Source organism: Ruthenibacterium lactatiformans, from assembly GCF_000949455.1.
GTDB lineage: Bacteria > Bacillota > Clostridia > Oscillospirales > Ruminococcaceae > Ruthenibacterium > Ruthenibacterium lactatiformans.
On record NZ_JXXK01000013.1, the window covers coordinates 18005 to 36285 of the forward strand.

Sequence of the window (18281 nt, forward strand, 5' to 3'; positions counted from 1 at the left end):
TTTAAAAAGAAAAAAAGCAGAGCGGCGTCTGGCTGACGCTGCTGCCGCTCTACCTGTTCACGCTGGTGTTCGTGGCCGGGCCTCTGGTGTATATGTTCGTACTCAGCTTCCAGACGCGCGCCGAGGTATGGGGTGTGGTGAACCAGTTCACACTGGACAACTACAAAAATATTTTTCAGCCCGTGTACCTGAACACCTTTGTGGAGTCCTTCAAGCTGGCGCTCACCAGCACGCTGCTCATCTGCGCCATCGGCTATCCTTTCGGCTATTTTATGGCAAAGCTGCCCGCGCAGTGGAAAAAGCGCGTGATGCTGCTGCTCATGATCCCGTTCTGGACCAGCTCGCTCATCCGGCTGTACGGATGGATCATCATTTTCCGTGCAAACGGTACGCTGGATAAGCTGCTGATGGGCCTGGGCCTTACCGACGGCCCGCTCAAGCTGCTGTACACCTACCCCGCCGTGGTGGTGGGCATGGTATACGCGCTGCTTCAGTTCATGATCCTGGCCGTTTACTCCAGCGCGGAAAAAATGGACTGGAGCCTTGTGGAGGCCGCGCGGGACCTGGGCGCTACGCCGCTGAAGGCCTTTCTTACCGTCACGCTCAAGCTGACGCTGCCGGGCCTGCTCTCGGGTGTTATCCTTACGTTCATCCCCTCCATGGGCCTGTTCTTCATCGCCGACATCCTGGGCGGCAACAAGGTGGTGCTGGTGGGCAGCCTCATTCAGGACCAGCTTATGAAAGCACACAACTGGCCCTTTGCGGCCGCGCTGAGCGTGGTGCTGATGATCCTGACCAGCCTGATGATCTCGCTGTACAAGCGTGTGACACACACCACGGAACTGGAGGGCATCTTATGAAAAACCGTACAAAACTGCCCAACATCTATATCGGCGTTGTCACGGCCGTTCTGTATCTGCCCATCGTGCTCGTTATCATCTATTCGTTCAACGAAAGCAAGATCAGCTCGGTGTGGGGCGGCTTTTCTCTCAAATGGTACGAAACGCTGTTCAGGGACGCCGCCATGTTCGAGGCGCTGGGCAACAGCATCGTTCTGGCGCTGTGCGCCAGCCTCGGCGCGGCGGTCATCGGCACGCTGGGTGCTTACGGCTTCACCAAGGTGCAGCTTCGCACCAAAAGTGCCGTGGAATATGTGTCCATGCTTCCCATCATGATCCCCGAGATCATCCTGGGCATGGTGTTCATGACGTTCTTCGCGCTCATCGGCCTGCCCTTCGGCATGACGACGCTCATCCTCGCCCATACTGCCTTTTGCGTCCCTTATGTCTATATGCTGGTGAAAGCGCGCCTGGTGGGCATGGACAAAAGCCTGGCGGAAGCTGCGCGGGACCTGGGCGCGGGCGAGGTGCGCGTGTTCTTCGATATCACGCTGCCCCTGCTGGTGCCTGCCATTCTGTCCGGCATGCTGCTCAGCTTCGCCATGAGCCTGGACGACGTCATCATCAGTATCTTCGTCACGGGCGTCAACGTAAACACGCTGCCCATCAAGGTTTATACGCAAATCAAAACCGGCGTCACACCGGAGATCAACGCCCTGTGCACATTGATGCTGGGCGCCACCATCATTCTGGTTGTTCTCTCGAATGTCCTGGGTAAAGTGGGAAAGCCCCGGACCGGGAAGCAGCATAAAGAGACCGCGGAGCGTTCCGCGGCTCCCGTCCCGGCGCAGCCGCAGTGATTCTGCAGCCGCCGCAGCAACACCATAAGGAGGAAAACCAATGAAAAAATTCTTTGCACTGGCACTCTCTCTGGCGCTGGCGCTCACCGCGTTCGCGGGCTGTTCCAGCACGTCCGCTTCCGCTTCCACGCCGTCCGCGGCTTCCGGCAGCACGGCCGGCTCCGCAGGCACGGCCGCTTCCGGCGAGCTGAACCTGTACACCTGGGAGGGCATGTTCCCCCAGGAGGTGCTGGACGCCTTTACCGCCGAGACCGGCATCAAGGTGAACTATTCCAGCTTCGATACCGACGAGACCATGCTGGCAAAGCTGGAGACCGCCAAGGGAGGCGACTATGACGTCGTCATCGCCGACGACTACATCATTGAAACGGCCATCGCCGAGGGCCTGGTGATGGAGCTGGACAAAAGCAAGATCGCCAACATCGGCAACGTGAACCCCGTATACCAGGGCCAGTTCTTTGACCCGGAGGACGCCTACACCGTTCCCTACGGCGCGGGCGTGCAGACCATCGTCTACAACCCCGATCTGGTGGATATTGAGATCAACGGCTACGAGGACCTGTGGGACGCCGCGCTGGAAAGCAGCCTGGGCATCACCAGCAACTTCCGCGTGATGAACGGCATGGCGCTGAAGATCGCGGGTGAAAGCTACAACACCGAGGACGTGGCCGCCATCGAGGCCGCGGGCGCAAAGCTGCTTGAGCTGGCCCCCAACATCCGCCTCATCAAGGACGACAACCTGCAGGATGACCTGATCTCCGGCGAGATCAGCGCCGGCGTCATGTACACCAGCCAGGTGACCATGGCCTGCCTCGCCAATCCCGACCTGAAGGTCGTTTACCCCTCCGAGGGCATCGGCTTCGGCATCATGGCCCAGTTCGTTCCCGTAAACGCCCCCAACCCCGACGCCGCCCACGCGTTCATCGATTATATCCTGCGGCCGGAGGTCTCCAAGCAGTGCTTTGAGTATATCGGCTATTACTGCACCAACCAGGCTGCGGACGCGCTCATCGAGGACGCGTACCAGTCCTTCCTGACGCTGCCCGAGGATTTCAGCGCTGACAACATGGAAATGATCCAGAATATTTCCGCCGAAGCCATGGAAGCCCACACCAAAGTGTGGACAGAGTTCCGCACGGCCTGCGGCCAATGAAGCGCGTCTGAATATCCCCGGCCCGTGCGCCGGATAAAAAAACTCCGGGAAATGGGGGCCGTCTTTTGACGGCCCTTGTTCCCGTATTGGGGAGGTTCAAAACCATGGATGCTGTTGAACAGAAGATCCTTGCCGCCGTTGACGCCCAGCGTGAAACGCTGCTTGCCTTTGCACAGGATATCGGCGCGCACGCCGAGCCGGGCTTTTTTGAAACACGCACCGCCGCCCGTGTGGCCGAACTGCTGCGCGGCTGCGGGCTTTCGCCGCAAACCGGTCTGGCCCGCACAGGCGTAAAGGCCGTTTTGCAGGGGGGCACGCCCGGCCCCTGCGCGGCCGTCATCGGCGAGCTGGACGGCATTCTTTGCCCCGCGCACCCCGCCGCAAATCCCGAAAACGGCGTTGCCCATGCCTGCGGGCACAATGCGCAGCTCACCGCGCTGGTGGGCGCCGCGCTGGCGCTGAGCGCGCCCGGGGTGGCCGAGGCGCTTTCGGGCAGCGTGGCGTTTTTTGCCGTTCCCGCCGAGGAATATGTCCCCATCGGCACGCGGCAGGCGCTGCAAAAGCAGGGCGTGGAATTCTGCTGCGGCAAATCCGAACTGCTGCGCACGGGCGGCTTCGACGGCGTGGACCTTGCGCTGACCACGCATGTACATATGATTCCCTGCGAAAGCGACCTCCTTTTGGGCAACGTGGCCTGCAACGGCTTCACCAGCAAAACGGTCGTCTTTCACGGCAAGGCCGCCCACGCGGCCACTGCGCCCCACGCGGGCGTAAACGCCCTCAACGCGGCCGCGCTGGCGCTGAACGCCGTGGGGCTTCTGCGGGAGACCTTCCGCGAATGCGACACGGTGCGCATCCACACCAACATCCGCGAGGGCGGCGCGGCGCTGAATGTGGTGCCGGAGACCGTGGTAATGGAGGCCATGGTGCGGGCCGCCACACTGGAGGCGCTGGACGACGCGGCCCGAAAATTCGACCGGGCCTGCACCCACGCGGCCGAGGCTCTGGGCGCGCACGCCGAGATTCTGACCTATCAGGGCTACATGCCTGTGCGCCCGGCCCCGGCGGACCCCGCTTTGCTGGCGGCGGCCGCCGCGCTGCCCGGGCTTTCGGCCCAATGCGCCGAGCCGGGTATGCAGAACATTGCCAGCACCGACGTAGGCGACCTCTCCCAGGTGATACCCGTGGTGAACTTTACCCACGGCGGTACGGCGGGCGCGCTCCACAGCGCGGACTTTGCCGTCACGGACGTGGACAAGGCCTATATCGCTCCCGCCAAGATGATGGCTCTGACGGCCTATCATCTGCTGAAGGACGGCGCGGTGCTGGCGCGCCGGACAATGGACGGATTCACCCCCGTGTTCACACGGGAAAGCTATATCGAAACAGTAAGGAGGCAGGGCTGATGGCACAGCGCATCTGCTTTTTGGGACGCGGCGGCAGCGGAAAAAGCACCGTCGCGCAGAACCTGGGCCACGCGCTGGCCCTCAAAGGGTACCACGTGCTGCTGGTGGGCAACGACATCAGCCTTTCCTCCACGGTGCTGCTGCGCGGAGAAGCGGATATCTCCCCCGCGCTGGAGGATTACCGGGAACACTACGAGATCGACCTGAACGACTACGTCATCCCCACGCCCAGCGGCGTATACTGCCTGGAGCTGGGCAGCATCGACCCCGGCGTGGGATGCCTGGCCCGCGGCGTCACGCTCATTGATGAGATGCTGGATACTCAGGGCGTCTCCAATTCCCTGCAGCTCGACTTCATCCTCTATGATATCTCCGGGGAAACGCCCTGCACGGGCTACATCCTTCCCATCCGCGAGGGCGTGATGCAGCGGTGCATCATTGTCACCAACGGAAGCTTTGCCTCCGTCACCACGGCCAACAGCATTTTGCAGGCCATCCTGCGCGCCGCGGGCGCGGACAACTTCCCCGTGCAGCTCATCGTGAACAATGCCTCCTGTGAGGAGACGAAAGAGGAGCTTGCCAGCTATGCCCGGCGCGCCACCATCGAGATTCTGGCCAGTCTGGATTACTGCAAAGAGCTGGAATACAGCTCCCTTGCCGGCAAAACGGTGTTCGACACCGCGCCCGACAGCGCCTGCGCCGCACACCTGCGCGCCGTTGCGGACGATCTTCTGCTCTCCACCATCCCCACGAGCCTCACGCCTTTCCCCCGCCGGGAACTGGTCACCTGGCTGCGCTGCTGGCAGCGGCGCGAGCTCGCCCGCCGCCTTGCTTTGGCAGACACGGAGGCGTGCGATGGTTGACGTGGTATTCACGGGCGGGCGCGTGGTAGACGTGCGGACATGCACGTCCCGTATCGCAAACGTCGCCGTGGAACACGGCAAGATCGTGGATATCTCCGCGCATGAGCTTCCTGCAAAACGCGTGGTGGACGCGGCGGGCCTTGTTGTGGCCCCGGGCTTTATCGATGTGCACGGCCATCTGGACGGCCATGCCTATGCGGGGCAACTCTCCGCCATGCAGGGCATTACCACCACTGTCGGCGGCAACTGCGGGCTTTCCCCGCTGGACCTGGAGGGCTGGTTCGCCGGACAGGCGCGCACAGGCTATGTGATCAACCAGGCGGAGCTGGTGGGCCACAGCTTTTCCATGCGCCGGGCCGTGGGCATCGAGGATGTGAATGCCCGGGCCAGCGCCGCCCAGACGGACGCGATGGTCCGCATTGCCGACAGGGCGCTGCGCGCGGGCGCGGCGGGCGTTTCCCTGGGGCTGGACTACGCCCCGGGCAGCGGCCTGGCCGAGATAGACGCCATGGCCGCCATAGCGGCAGAATACGGGCGCTGCCTGCCCGTGCATACACGCCTGTTCACCCAAAACGACCTTTATTCCCTGTACGAGATGCTGGCCGCGGCCAAGCGCAGCGGCGGGCGGCTGCTGCTGAGCCATTTCGTCTACCAGTACAGCGGCTTCGGCACGCTGCGCCCGGCGCTGGACGTTGTGGACGCCGCCCGCGCCAAGGGCATGGACGTATGGATGGACAGCGGCATGTATACCGACTGGGCCACCTATGCAGGCACCGCCACCTTTGACGAGCAGACCATCAAGGACAACTCCCTGCGCTTCGGCGATATGGTCGCCGCCACGGGCAAGTATACGGGCACGCGCCTGAACCGGGAGCTGTACGAGCTTCTGCGCCACAAATATCCGGACGAGTCCATCATCTGCTATTCCGGCGAGCCGTACGAGATCTACGAGGCGCTGCAAAAGCCCTATGCCATGATGAGTACGGACGCGGGCGCTTACGCCCCCGGCGAGGGGCACCCGCAGATTGCGGGCAGCTATCCGCGTTTTCTGCGTAAGATGGTGCGGGAAAAGCGCCTGCTGGGGCTGGAGGAAGCCGTGTACAAATGCACGCTGCTGCCCGCCCAAACATACCACATTCCCGGCAAGGGCGTGCTGGAGCCGGGATATGACGCGGACCTTGTGCTTTTTGACCGGGACGCCGTGCGCGACAACGCCAAAATGCCCGACAAGGGCGAGCCGGACGCCCCGCCCGACGGCATCCCCTATGTGATGGTGAACGGTGTGTTCGCCGTGGATGACGGCGTGTTCCAAAACACCCGCAGCGGCTGCGTCATCCGGTACTGAGCGGACGCACTGTGGTATTCCGCTCTCTTTTCGCCATGCCGCCCTTTGCTGTTTCGGCTGTGGTAAATTTAGATTTGATAAAAGGTGCGATGACGTTGAGTAAAAACAAGACAGCTACGGTTTTTGCAATTTCGGCTGCGGCACTATATGCAATTAATGTGCCATTATCAAAACTTTTACTGATAAATGTGTCGCCCAGAATGCTCGCAGGATTTTTATATTTAGGAGCAGGTGTTGGTATTGGTGTACTTCTTGGAATAAGGAAAACACAGAACAGGCTGGCTGACGAACAATGGCTGGATAAAAAAGATTTGCCTTATACGATTGCAATGATTGGTCTCGACATAGCAGCACCTATATTCTTAATGCTTGGCATTGCTAATACAAATTCCGCTAATGTTTCGCTGATTAATAATTTTGAAATTGTTGCAACTTCTGTGATTGCTCTTGTAATTTTTAAAGAAAAAATTTCCAGGAGGTTATGGGCCGCAATTATCCTTGTAATGCTATCCAGTGCAATTCTTGGTTTTGAGGGAACAGAGGCATTTGTATTTAACAAGGGTTCATTGTTTGTATTGTGCGCTTGTATATGCTGGGGCGTGGAGAATAATTGCACAAGGAGTATAAGTGATAAGAGTTCAGAAGAAATCGTTTTGGTGAAAGGAATTTTCTCTGGTATCGGTAGTATCCTTATTGCATTTATTGTTGGGGAAAAACCGCCTGAAATCACCTATATGCTTGCCGCTATGTTACTTGGTTTCGTTTCCTATGGCTTGAGCATTAACTTTTACATTATGGCACAAAAAAATTTAGGTGCCGCAAAAACAAGTGCCTTTTATTCTGTTGCACCATTTTTAGGAGTTGGATTTAGTTTTATTATTTTAGGCGAAAGACCGACATTTCAATTTTACATTGCTCTTGGAATTATGATAATCAGTACATTGCTTATGATAAAGGATACGCTTGGCAATGAAAAATTATATAATGGTTACGTCCATATCCATCAACATAAACATGGGCGCATAGTACACACACACGAGCATAGACATTTTGTATATAATCCTATGCACATACATAATCATTCACATGCAGGCTAATAGACAAATTCAAAATTATCAGGCATTCGTTCTTTTCAAAAAACGCAAAACAGCGCGGGCGTCCGGCCTTATCCGCCGGACGCCCGCGTTTTTCTCCGCCATTTTCCTCGTCCGTTTACTCCACGCGCCAATAAGCCGCGCTGTACGGCGCAAGACGGCTGCCGCCGCCGAAATCGTGCGGCCTTCCGGTGACAAGGTCCACCGCCCGCCCCGCGCCCGCGTCAAAGTGCGCGTCGAACGGTTCGCCCTCCGCGTTCACGGCCACCAGCACGCGCTCGCCCTCCGCCGCGCGCTCGAAGATGTACTGCCGGTTCGTCAGCAGCACCGTGCGGTAGGCGCCATGGCACAGTGCCCGGCTGCCCCGGCGCGCCGCCGCCAGCCGGGCAATATACTCCGTCAGCCCGTTTTTCTGCGGCATGTCCACCGCGGGGCGCAGCGCCGCGTCGCCGTCCTCTTTGCCGCCCTCCATGCCCCACTCGCTGCCGTAATAAACGCAGGGCACGCCGGGCATACCGAACAATACCCCGTACAACGGCCACAGATGCTCTTTGTTCGTTAAAATCGTGGCCACGCGCGTTACATCATGGTTATCCGCAAAGGACAGCAGAGGCAGGCCCTTATACAGCGTCCACGCCTCGGGGCCGAACTGCCGCGCCAGGCTGTGGCCGATCTCAAACAGGTTCATGGAATTGAAGCTGGAATACAGCCCCTTGTAGCACTCATAATTGGTGGCGCTGTGCAGCATGGCGCCGTTCACCATGCGCTTGTAATCGCCGTGCAGCATTTCGCCGATGAGCACGAATGCCGGCTTCAGGCCGCCGGTAAAGGCGCGCAGACGGCGCACGAAATCCTCGTCCAGACAATAGGCCACATCCAGCCGCAGGCCGTCGACGCCAAATTCCTCCACCCAGCCGCGAATACAGCCGAACAGGTATTCCGCCACAGCCGGATTGCGCAGGTTCAGCTTTACAAGCTCGTAATGGCCCTCCCAGCCCTCGTACCACAGGCCGTCGTTGTAACCCGAATTGCCGCCGAAGTCAATGTGGAACCAATCCCGGTACGGGCTGGCCTCCCGCTTCTCCAGTACGTCCCGGAAGGCCCAAAAGCCGCGCCCCACATGGTTGAACACACCGTCCAGCACCACCCGGATGCCCGCCGCGTGCAGCGCCGCGCACACGCGCGCAAAATCCGCGTTCGTACCAAGGCGGCCGTCCAGCTTCGTATAGTCCCGGGTATCGTAGCCGTGAGCGTCGGATTCAAACACCGGGCAGAAATACACCGCGTCCGCCCCCAGCTTTTTGATATGGGGCACCCAGTCCAGCAGCTTCAAAATACGCGGCTCCGTTCCGCCATCGTTTTCCCGCGGCGCGCCGCACAGGCCCAGCGGATAGATCTGGTAAAACGCGCTTTCTTCAAACCACATCACGGGGTCACTCCTTTTCTTCGCGCCGCCCGCTCCGCATGGGGCGCGCTTTGCCGTTCCGGTTCACGGGACAGCCTGTTCTTTAGTATACCATATTTCTAAGCTCACACTTCGCGTACCGCTCGTGTTCACTAAGAAACAGGGTATCTATGCCGCTAAACTCATGCTTCGCCTGCGGCCCGCATTCGTTAACCGGACATATTATACCATAACGCCGCGAAGCGGCCTCAACAAAACCGCATCCATTGCGGTTTTGCATGGTTCAATGTTCTCAAAGCCCTGTGCGCCGGCACAGAAGCGTGTGCCTTGCACACGCGCAGCCGCGCCAGCGGCGGCTTTGAGGTTATTATACCATGTTTCCGAACCCGCGCATACACATGCCTTTCTCCGGAAATAATAGCGGCAGACGAAGCCGCGCTTTTCCGCGCGAAAAAGAAAGGACTGACCGTATGAATCCCTTCCTGGAAAAACCGTCTCCCGTGGACGCGGGCCTGATGGACTGGAGCACCGTATACGCCCGCTCTTACGACAAAAACGAGGTGGACCCCTACACCAAGGTGCGTATCATCCTGATGAACGGCACCGAATATGAGGCCGTGTGGTTCAGCCACCAGTTCCACCGCCACTGCCCGAACAACGACCTGCGGCGCGAGCTGGCGCTGGCGCGCCGGGTAGAGCAGCAGCAGCAAAAGCGCATCTCCTGCCTCAAGCCCATCGACGAAACGCCGCTGGAAACGACCATCGGCTACGAACAGCTCGCGGTGGACCTGACGGCAATCCTGGCCCAGCGGGAGCCGGACCCATACGTTGTAAAGGTGATGCAGTTCGCGCTGTTGGAGGACTTCGACCATCTGTACCGCTACGCGGACCTGCTGGACATGGAGGACGGCGTCCACGCCGAGCGCCTTGTGGGCAGCTATACCGAGATCATGCCCGGCCGCCCCACCATATCGGAGCACCGCCATCCCTTTGACAGCGTGCGCCGCGCCTGCAGCTTCAAAAAGGCCGCGCCCATCACGAAACTGAACACCTCCATCATCACCGCCGCCGAGCAGCAGACCATGAACTATTATATGAACATCGCCGCGTTTTACAAAAGCGACCGCGGCCGGAAGCTCTACCAGGAGATCGGCATGATCGAAGAGCAGCACGTGACGCAGTACGGCGCGCTGCTGGATACGAAGTGCACCTGGCTGGAAAGCCTGCTGATGCACGAATATACCGAATGCTACCTGTACTGGTCGTGCTTCAACGACGAGACGGACCGTCCTGTGAAAAAAATCTGGGAACAGCATTTCCATCAGGAGCTTTCCCACCTGCACGCCGCCGCGCGCCTGCTGCAGACCTATGAAAAGAAAGAGTGGCGGCAGGTCATTCCGGACGGCGAATTCCCCGAGCTGCTGAAATTCGGCCCGCAGAAGGAATATATCCGCGATGTTCTGGCCGGCACAGTGGAATGGACGGCGGACGGCGAGGAGTTCACCGACGTGCGCACGCTGCCCGCAGACTTCCGCTTCTTCAATTACCAGCGCACTGTAAACGCACGCACCGCGCAGGTTCCCAGCCACGCTGTCATAGAGGATTATCTGGCCGAATACGGCCGCGATTACCGCTATGAGGACGCACCGCATCCTGTGAAGGCGCTGCAGGACCGCGAGAAGGATAACACCCGCGTGGGCCGTACCCGCAGCTGCACAAAATAACGCTCGCCCGCAAAAAAGCGTTTCTCAGCCTGAATCAAACGGACCGCACCAATAAAAAAACGGACAACAGACAAAAAGCCCCCTGATGCAGAAAACCAAAACATCAGGGGGCTTTCTATGGACAAAAGGAATTGCATACATAGGCAGGAATTATTGCCAAAAATTAAAGACAGGAATAAATTACGGAAATTCCGGAAGAAAACAGCTAAATGTACAGGACTCTGGAAATGCATATGCGGTAAAGGCCCGCGCAGGCCGTCAACGATACAAACGAAAGAAAACCATCACGCTCACGCGTCTACACAATGGCAGAAAGCCTTCCCTGTTTTGAGAGCAAAGCGCATTTTCGTACAAAGCCTCCACTGCCTTCATATGACCGGCCTATGTTTACTTTTACAACCGGGAATGTCTTTAATACAAAACAGGAGCGGCGCCGCCGCGCCGCTCCTGCCAAAACCTGGGAGTTTTTTCACAGGGGATCCTTTTAATACTGTCTGCACAATTGGGGACGGTCCACCTGCAGGAGGGAACTTGTGTGTTACCGAAAAAGTAAAATTACAGCCGGGCGTCGAACAGGCCGCAGAAGCTGTCGATCGGGTCCCGCCCCTTGAACGCGTCCGGCCCCGCCATAAGGTCGTCCACCAGCGCGTCGAAAGTGGCCGGCTTTGCATCGTAGGTGTTGATGTAGGTGCGGGCCTGGGGCACGTCCGCCAGCATGGTGGGCTGCCCGCAGCCGATGACGACCACCGGCAGCTCGAATACATACCAGGGGATCTCTCCGCCGCCCTTGGACAGGCCAAAGCTGGGCCGCCCGCTGGAAACGTCGCACAGCGTGATGACAAGGTCCATGCCGGAAACGAAGTCGTCGATGGCGTTCTTGCCCGCGAAATACAGGTTGATGTTGGGCTTTTCGCCCGCTGCGATCTGTTTTTTCATCGCGTCCAGCGGGCTTTCGTAGATAAACGCGTCAAAGCCTTTTTCACACAGGCGCTCCTTAAGCATCTCGGCCGGGTTTTTACCGCCGCCCATGCCCATGGCTTTCATCAGCATGCCCATGCCGCTTTCGGCGCCCTTGACATGCACGATCATAATACGTTTATAACGCTCCGGTGTGATGGGCAGCACATCCCTGTCCTTGTATTTTACCAGTGTGATGCAGTCCCGGCTGATGGCCTTGTGCATCTCCTTGTATTCCTCTTTGCCCAGCGCCCCGGCCAGCACTTCGGGCGCAGGCACAAGCGCTTCCTTCGCTTTTTTGTTCAGGCCCAGATGCGCTTTCAGGCCCAGGATACGCGTGAGCGCTTCCGTCATGCGGGCCTCGCTGATGACGCCGCTTTTGTATGCATCCAGCATGGTATTGAAGTCCTCGTCCGGGTCGTTGAAGAACAGGAACATATCGCATCCGGCATTGATGGATGCCGGCAGCATCTCGCGGCGGGTCATGCGGTCCGTCATGCCCACCATATGGGAGGCATCCGTTACTACCATGCCGTTGAAGCCCAGCTTGCCGCGCAGCAGCGTGGTCATGATCTCCGGGCTCAGCGTGGCGGGCATCATGTCCTCGTCCTTCAGCGCGGGATTGATGGCCCGCGCGTACTCCGGCAGCATGATATGCCCGCCCATGATGGCATCCAGACCGCCGTCAATAAGCGTTTTATACACCATCCCGTAGGTCTTGTCCCACTCTTCCACGCTGAAGGTGTTGACATTGTTGGACAGATGCGCGTCGCGGAAATCCAGGCCGTTGCCCGGGAAATGCTTCGCCGTACAGGCAAAGCCCGGAATGGTGTGCAGGCCGTCCATATACGCCTTGCTCATCTGCGCCACGCGGACGGGGTCGTTGCCGAAAGCGCGGGTCACGATCTCGGTATTCTCCCAGTTGTAGTGGATGTCGCACACCGGCGCGAAAGCCATGTTGCAGCCGATGGCCGCAGCCTCCTCGTTGGCCATTTTGCCAAGCGCATAGGCGTAATCGTTGTTGCGGGTAGCGCCGATTTTAATGCCAGAGCCGATGTTGGTGCCGTCCGCGCAGGCGCCGTCGCCTCCGGCCTCGGTGTTGCAGGCAATGAACACCGGTACCTTGGCGTATTTCTGCAGCGTGCGGTTTTGCTGCTGCACGGCCGCGCCGGGCATGGGGTTATAGCGGCAGCCGCCCAGATGGTATTTTTCCATCAGCTCGCGCAGATAATTTTCATCCTGGGAGGCCGTCAGCTGAAAAAACAGCTGGCCTACCTTTTCCTCCGGCGTCATCCCGGCGATGGTTTCCTCCACCCAGCGCACATCCTCGTCCGGCAGGCAATAAGGTTTCGCTTTCAGATCGACCATGGCAATCTTCCTTTCTTTCAGGCAAAACAACTTTTATCCGAAGCCCGTCCGCCCCCGGAACACTCCGCCCGGAGCACCATACCGCGGCTTCTCTTGTGGATATCAATTTTATTGTATCATCTCATTGCCGCAAAGCGTTAGTATATTTTTTATATATTTCGTAATTTTTTTATTCCAATATCCAAACAAGCCAAAAAAATAGCGAGTGCTACTCCTCTGCAAGTTTTCGCAACACATCCTCCACCCGGGCACACTGCATCGGGTACCGCTCCAGCAGCGCGGGTACGGCCCCTTGCATGATATAGGGGCTGCCCACAAGGTCCAACATGGGAACATCATTGAAATTGTCACCGAACGCTATGACCTCCTGCGGGCGCACACCCAACTCCCCGCACAGGGCAGCAAGGCCCGTGCCCTTGTCTGCGCGCGTGAAATCCAGCCATTTTTCCCCCGCCACAGCCACGCTGTACGCCGCTTTCCACGGCGCGCCCAGCGTCTGTGCATGGCTCGCCGCGCCATCCCGGCAGTAAGCCGACACCTTGAGGATATCCTCCGGGATGTCCTGCGCCCGCTTCACCCGCGTAATGTGATTGCCCACAAAATAGCGGATATGGTCCACATAATCCGGATGCTTGGGGAGCAGATAGCTGGTGTCCGCGCCGGAGATGAGCACCTCGCATTGCTCCTGCGCCTGAATCTGGCCAATGAGCGCCAGCGCATCGGCGCGCTCCATGGCCAGCTTGGACACCACGCTCCCGCCCCGGTACACAATGGCCCCGTTTTCGCAAAGGTAAGCGATATCATCCTCCGCCTGTGCAAACAGCGCCCGCATGCTGCGGTACTGCCGCCCGCTGGCCGCGCAGAACAGAATCCCGCGCTTCTTCAACACCCGGATAAGGCCGAACAGCTCGTCCGAAAGCGCTCGCGCGCCGCCCTGCAGCAGCGTGCCGTCGATGTCGCTCGCCACCAAACGTATCATATAAAAATTCCCTTTCTTGATACCGGACGCGCAGAAGCACATCGCTGTGTTATGCACTGCGGATGAGCAGGACGCCCATACAATTGGGGCCGCAGTGGCAGGAGAGCGTACAGACCCGCGCCATCCGTTATTTCTCTATCGCCTGGTCTCACACGGCGCGTTCGCGCTCTGTGCTTTCTTTGATTTTACACCGGACAGCATTGGTGCACAAGGGGGTCCCAGCCTGCCGCCGCCTCTTTTTACACAAAAACAGGCCGCCCCGCAGGGCGGCCCGGCCGCTTTTTTGTTCTGCTCTGCCTCACGGCTCGGACTCGTCCTGGATGCGGCCCTCGGCCTCGATGGCGGCCGCTTCGTAACGGGCTTCGTCATAAATCGCCTCCAGGCCACGCTTCGCCTTTTTTACCCAGTAGGTCAGACACAGCACGCTGACAAGATCCGCACAGCCGTCCAGCACCAACACCGCACCGATGAAGCGCACCATGGCCAGCGCCGCGAACGGTTCGAAAAACAGCAGCACGCCGAACGCGCCGGTAACGCCCGCCAGCAGCAGAATCAGCCACCAGCGGGAAAAACCCAGGCGGCGCAGGTCAATGGCGTTCTGGAGTGTCATGACGCTGTCAAACACGATGGCGCAGCCGAACACAAACGGCAGTACCGCCAGCACCATGTCCGCACGCAGGATAACAAACAGGCCAAACGCACAGCAGAGAATGCCTGTGACAAGTTCATAGCGGAAAATGGAAACGGCAGCGTTGCAGCAATAGCGGATGATCTGTACCGCCCCATACAGCAGCGATATGCCGCCGAACACATAGCATATGACAAGGCCGGATTGCGCGGGCCAGACCAGCAGCGAAATGCCGCACGCCAGATACAGCGCCGCAATCAATAAAAACGTGCGCCGGAATGATTTGATGCCCTTCATGATAAACGTCCCTTCCTTTTTTGCAGGATCTGCCGTTATTGTATCATACCCTGTACAACAACGGGATATGCAATCCCGGACGGTTGTCGCATTTTTTTACATCCAGGCAATTTTGTCTAAGCAGAGGGCACCTCCCCCTGCGTGAAGCAGCGCTCCGGCAGCACGTCCAGCAGCGCGCAGGCGGCAAGCTGCGCTTCCTCCCGCGTCAGCGCAAGCTCTGCCGCCAGCATGCGCTCAACCTTCTCCAGCCGCCGGGCATAACACCGCGCCAGCAAACAACCGGTGTCCGTCAGATACACCTTCCCATATCGCTCCCGGGCGATAAGACATCTTTGCGAAAAGAAGGAAAGCATCTTTACAACCGAGGGACGCGTTACATCCAGCATCCGCGCGATATCTGCGCAGCGCACGCCGCGCGCACCCAGCCCCAGGTGGTAGACGGCCAGAAGATACCGTGCCTGCCCACTCGTCAATTCCACCGCAGCTTCCTTTCCCGGCGGCGCGCCGCTCATTTTTCCAGATGACACGTTCCCGCACAGCCGGAACAACCGCAGCCGCCGGAACAGCCTCCGCCCCTTTTCCTTCTGCGCACGCCGGAAACGACGATCGAAATAAATACTGCCGCAACTGCGGCGGCAAGCAATGCTGTTGGAAAATTCATGGCTGACCCTCCCTCTTTCTGTCTTATTCTGCGAACGGCCTCACCGTTATAGTTAGTCGAGGCTAACCTATCGCAATTGAAAGTTTATCACTGCTAACCCCAAATGTCAAGAGCTTCACCTGAAAAGCCAAGGTACATTCAACCAGGCTGCCCGCTTACCGTAACGGCTGCAGACACTCTGTACAGCAAAAGCCCGCCGCACCCAAAGGCACGGCAGGCTTTTGCTCATCGTTCCACGAATGTCTTTTCCTGAACCGCAATGAAAAGCTTGTCTCAATGGCCGCGGCCAGAGCAAAGCGGCCGGGTAGCAGCCCGCTCTTTTATTGCGCCATCTTCGCGTTCAGATCTGCGATCATCCGTTCCAGCGCCCCCTCCGGGAACGCGCCGAAGCTGCGCAGGCCGCGCAAGGGCATATTGTCCATCATCTGGCGGGCCATCTCGTCGGAAACCGCCTCTTTTGCGGCATCTGCGCTATCTTCCGCCGCGGGCGCGATTGTGTCCATAAACTGACGCGCCATCTGCCGTACCGAAGATGCGGTGCGCGGATCAGCCAAAAGCTCTCCGACAGTGGTATTTTCATCCACATGGAAAGGCAGCAGCTTTTCTGTGCGGAACTCTACCGCTGCCGCACCCCGGATATCACGGGACGAATGCCCCACCAGCAGCTCGTAGCGTCCCGGTGCCGCATACCAGCCGCCCAACGCCTCGCTGTACCAGGAAAGACTGCGCGCGTCCACGCTCAGCTCAACTGTTTTTGTCTCGCCCGGTTCCAGCGCTACCTTTGCAAAGCCCTTCAGCTCTTTTTCCGGCCGTCCCGCCGTGCCGGTGCGGTCCGCCACATAAAGCTGCACCACTTCCCTGCCCGCGCGGTCACCCGTGTTCTTTATGTCCGCATACACCGTCACCGTGCCGCCGTCATTCAGCACATCCGCCGAAACGCGCACGTTTGAATACTCGAACGTGGTGTAGGAAAGCCCGTGGCCGAAGGGCCAGCGCACGGCCATCTTTTTCTTGTCGTAGTAGCGGTAGCCCACAAATACGCCCTCGGCATACTCCACATTTTTACCGTCGCCCGGGAAATTCAGATGGCTGGGGTTATCCTCCAGCTGATACGGGAACGTCTCCGGCAGTCGGCCGCTGGGGTTTGCATCTCCGTACAGCAGTGCGTCCGCGGCCGCTCCCACGCCCTGGCCGCCCAAATACATTTCCAGCACCGCGTTCACGCTCTCCGCCCACGGGCATTCCACCGGGCTTCCGTTGTGCAGCACCACCACTGTATTGGGCTGCACCGCCGCCACGCGCGCGATCAGCCTGTCCTGGCATTCCGGCAAACGCATATGGCTGCGGTCGTAGCCCTCGCTTTCGAAGCTGTCGGGCAGGCCTGCAAAAATAATGGCCGCGTCCGCAGCCCGCGCCGCTTCCACCGCCGCGGCAAACTTCGCTTCGTCCGTCTCGTCCCGGTCCGCCGGGAATCCCTCGGCGTATACAACGTCCGTGCCGTTCACACGTGCCGCATCCAGCGCGCTGGTCACGGCGCTGGCATTGATGTGCGACGAGCCGCCGCCCTGATACCGGGGCTTTTCCGCGAAGCCGCCAATATACGCAATCTTCGCGGCCCGTGCAAGCGGCAGCGCGCCCTTGTTCTGCAGCAGCACCGCGCATTCTTTTTCCAGCTCTGCCGCCAGCGCATGGTGTGCCGCGCGGTCAAACTTCGCCTCCGGATGCTGTACATCCGCATAGCGGAACACGATGTTCAGAATGCGTGCCACCGCCTTGTCCAGCACCGCTTCCTCCAGCGTACCGCCGCGCACTGCCGCAACGATCTGCGCGTCCCGCACGCCGTTGGACGATGGCATTTCCAGCTCCAGCCCTGCGGCCAGGCCCTTTACGCGGTCGTTCACCGCTCCCCAGTCGCTCATCACATATCCGTCAAACCCCCACTCATCCCGCAGGATCTCTGTGAGCGTGTGCGGATTTTCACTGGCAAACACCCCGTTGATCTTGTTGTAGCTGCACATCAGCGTCCAGGGCCGCGCCTCTTTCACGATCGTCTCAAACGGCGCAAGGTAAATTTCCCGCAGCGTCCGCTCGCTCATGTCGGACGAGCACGTCATGCGCCGGTATTCCTGGTTGTTGGCAGCATAATGCTTCACGCTCGTGCCCACATCCCAGCTCTGCACACCGCGCACCTGCGCCGCCGCCAGCTTTCCCGCCAGATACGGGTCCTCGCTGAAATACTCAAAGTTCCGCCCGCACAGCGGGCTGCGCTTGATGTTCACCGCCGGCCCCAAAAGCACAGACACATCCTCCGCGCGGCACTCCTCGCCCAGCGCCCGCCCCATCCGTTCCAGCAGCGCCTCATCGAAGCTGGCCGCCGTCGCGCATGCCGCCGGGAAGCACACCGCCTTGATGCTGTCGTTGATGCCCAGATGGTCCGCCTCCTGGTCCTGCTTGCGCAGCCCGTGCGGGCCGTCCGACACCATCACGCCCGGGATGCCCAGCCGTTCCACGCCCTTCAAATGCCAGAAATCCGCGCCCGAACACAGCCCGGCCTTTTCCTCCAGCGTCATCTGCGCCACAAGCTCGTTTATATTGCGTTCCAAAAAAAACACATCCTCTCATTTTTCGGTGCGGCCGCAGCCCGGACGCACCGCTTTGCTGTATTCAGCATAACGCGGCGGCAGGCAGGCCGTCAAGAGCGG

At 59.3% G+C, this 18281-nt stretch carries 15 protein-coding genes; 8 read left to right on the top strand and 7 right to left on the bottom strand.

The features are described 5' to 3' along the window. Positions 1-92 precede the first annotated feature (92 nt). The 7 genes from TQ39_RS10145 (at position 93) to TQ39_RS10175 (ending at position 7563) form a co-directional block, all read left to right on the top strand. Positions 93-860 carry an ABC transporter permease gene (locus tag TQ39_RS10145; RefSeq protein WP_242853484.1) on the top strand — a complete coding sequence of 256 codons (768 nt, stop codon included), beginning with the start codon at positions 93-95 and terminating at the stop codon, positions 858-860. Beyond that, positions 857-1699: an ABC transporter permease gene (locus tag TQ39_RS10150; RefSeq protein ID WP_009324506.1), complete on the top strand. Its 843-nt coding sequence runs from the start codon at positions 857-859 to the stop codon at positions 1697-1699. The genes TQ39_RS10145 and TQ39_RS10150 overlap by 4 nt, the downstream gene beginning before the upstream one ends. A 40-nt stretch (positions 1700-1739) precedes the next feature. Continuing rightward, on the top strand, positions 1740-2852 hold the full coding sequence (locus TQ39_RS10155) for a polyamine ABC transporter substrate-binding protein (protein WP_050005448.1): 1113 nt from the start codon (positions 1740-1742) through the stop codon (positions 2850-2852). A 104-nt stretch (positions 2853-2956) separates the two neighbouring features. Beyond that, complete coding sequence (locus TQ39_RS10160; RefSeq protein ID WP_050005449.1) at positions 2957-4258, top strand: amidohydrolase; 1302 nt, start codon at positions 2957-2959, stop codon at positions 4256-4258. After that, positions 4258-5121: a nucleotide-binding protein gene (locus TQ39_RS10165; protein WP_050005450.1), complete on the top strand. Its 864-nt coding sequence runs from the start codon at positions 4258-4260 to the stop codon at positions 5119-5121. Before TQ39_RS10160 ends, TQ39_RS10165 begins: the two co-directional genes overlap by 1 nt. Continuing rightward, a complete protein-coding gene (locus TQ39_RS10170) occupies positions 5114-6466 on the top strand; it encodes an amidohydrolase family protein (RefSeq protein ID WP_050005451.1) in 1353 nt (450 codons plus the stop codon). The genes TQ39_RS10165 and TQ39_RS10170 overlap by 8 nt, the downstream gene beginning before the upstream one ends. 11 nt (positions 6467-6477) lie before the next feature. Beyond that, positions 6478-7563: a DMT family transporter gene (locus TQ39_RS10175; RefSeq protein WP_242853483.1), complete on the top strand. Its 1086-nt coding sequence runs from the start codon at positions 6478-6480 to the stop codon at positions 7561-7563. 115 nt (positions 7564-7678) lie between these two features. Here TQ39_RS10175 and TQ39_RS10180 read toward each other — a convergent pair whose 3' ends face one another. Further along, positions 7679-8986 (bottom strand): alpha-amylase family glycosyl hydrolase, encoded by a 1308-nt coding sequence (locus TQ39_RS10180; RefSeq protein WP_050005452.1) that lies wholly within the window; start codon positions 8984-8986, stop codon positions 7679-7681. A 449-nt stretch (positions 8987-9435) separates the two neighbouring features. On the opposite strand from TQ39_RS10180, the gene TQ39_RS10185 reads away from it, so the two are divergent. Beyond that, on the top strand, positions 9436-10689 hold the full coding sequence (locus TQ39_RS10185; RefSeq protein ID WP_009324521.1) for a hypothetical protein: 1254 nt from the start codon (positions 9436-9438) through the stop codon (positions 10687-10689). A 555-nt stretch (positions 10690-11244) separates the two neighbouring features. Here TQ39_RS10185 and TQ39_RS10190 read toward each other — a convergent pair. The 6 genes from TQ39_RS10190 to TQ39_RS10210 form a co-directional block, all read right to left on the bottom strand. Further along, positions 11245-13014, bottom strand: a complete 1770-nt coding sequence (locus TQ39_RS10190) for a glycoside hydrolase family 3 protein (protein ID WP_009324523.1) — start codon at positions 13012-13014, stop codon at positions 11245-11247. 208 nt (positions 13015-13222) lie between these two features. Next, positions 13223-13993 (bottom strand): HAD-IIB family hydrolase, encoded by a 771-nt coding sequence (locus tag TQ39_RS10195; RefSeq protein WP_050005453.1) that lies wholly within the window; start codon positions 13991-13993, stop codon positions 13223-13225. 298 nt (positions 13994-14291) lie between these two features. Continuing rightward, positions 14292-14918 carry an HdeD family acid-resistance protein gene (locus tag TQ39_RS10200; protein WP_009324526.1) on the bottom strand — a complete coding sequence of 209 codons (627 nt, stop codon included), beginning with the start codon at positions 14916-14918 and terminating at the stop codon, positions 14292-14294. A gap of 116 nt (positions 14919-15034) precedes the next feature. After that, entirely contained in the window at positions 15035-15397 is a 363-nt protein-coding gene (locus TQ39_RS10205; protein WP_040910326.1) for a metal-dependent transcriptional regulator, read from the bottom strand. Between the two features lie 29 nt (positions 15398-15426). Beyond that, positions 15427-15579, bottom strand: a complete 153-nt coding sequence (locus TQ39_RS20870) for a FeoB-associated Cys-rich membrane protein (RefSeq protein ID WP_117460374.1) — start codon at positions 15577-15579, stop codon at positions 15427-15429. 320 nt (positions 15580-15899) lie between these two features. Then, a complete protein-coding gene (locus TQ39_RS10210; protein ID WP_050005494.1) occupies positions 15900-18182 on the bottom strand; it encodes a glycoside hydrolase family 3 C-terminal domain-containing protein in 2283 nt (760 codons plus the stop codon). Positions 18183-18281: the final 99 nt, after the last annotated feature.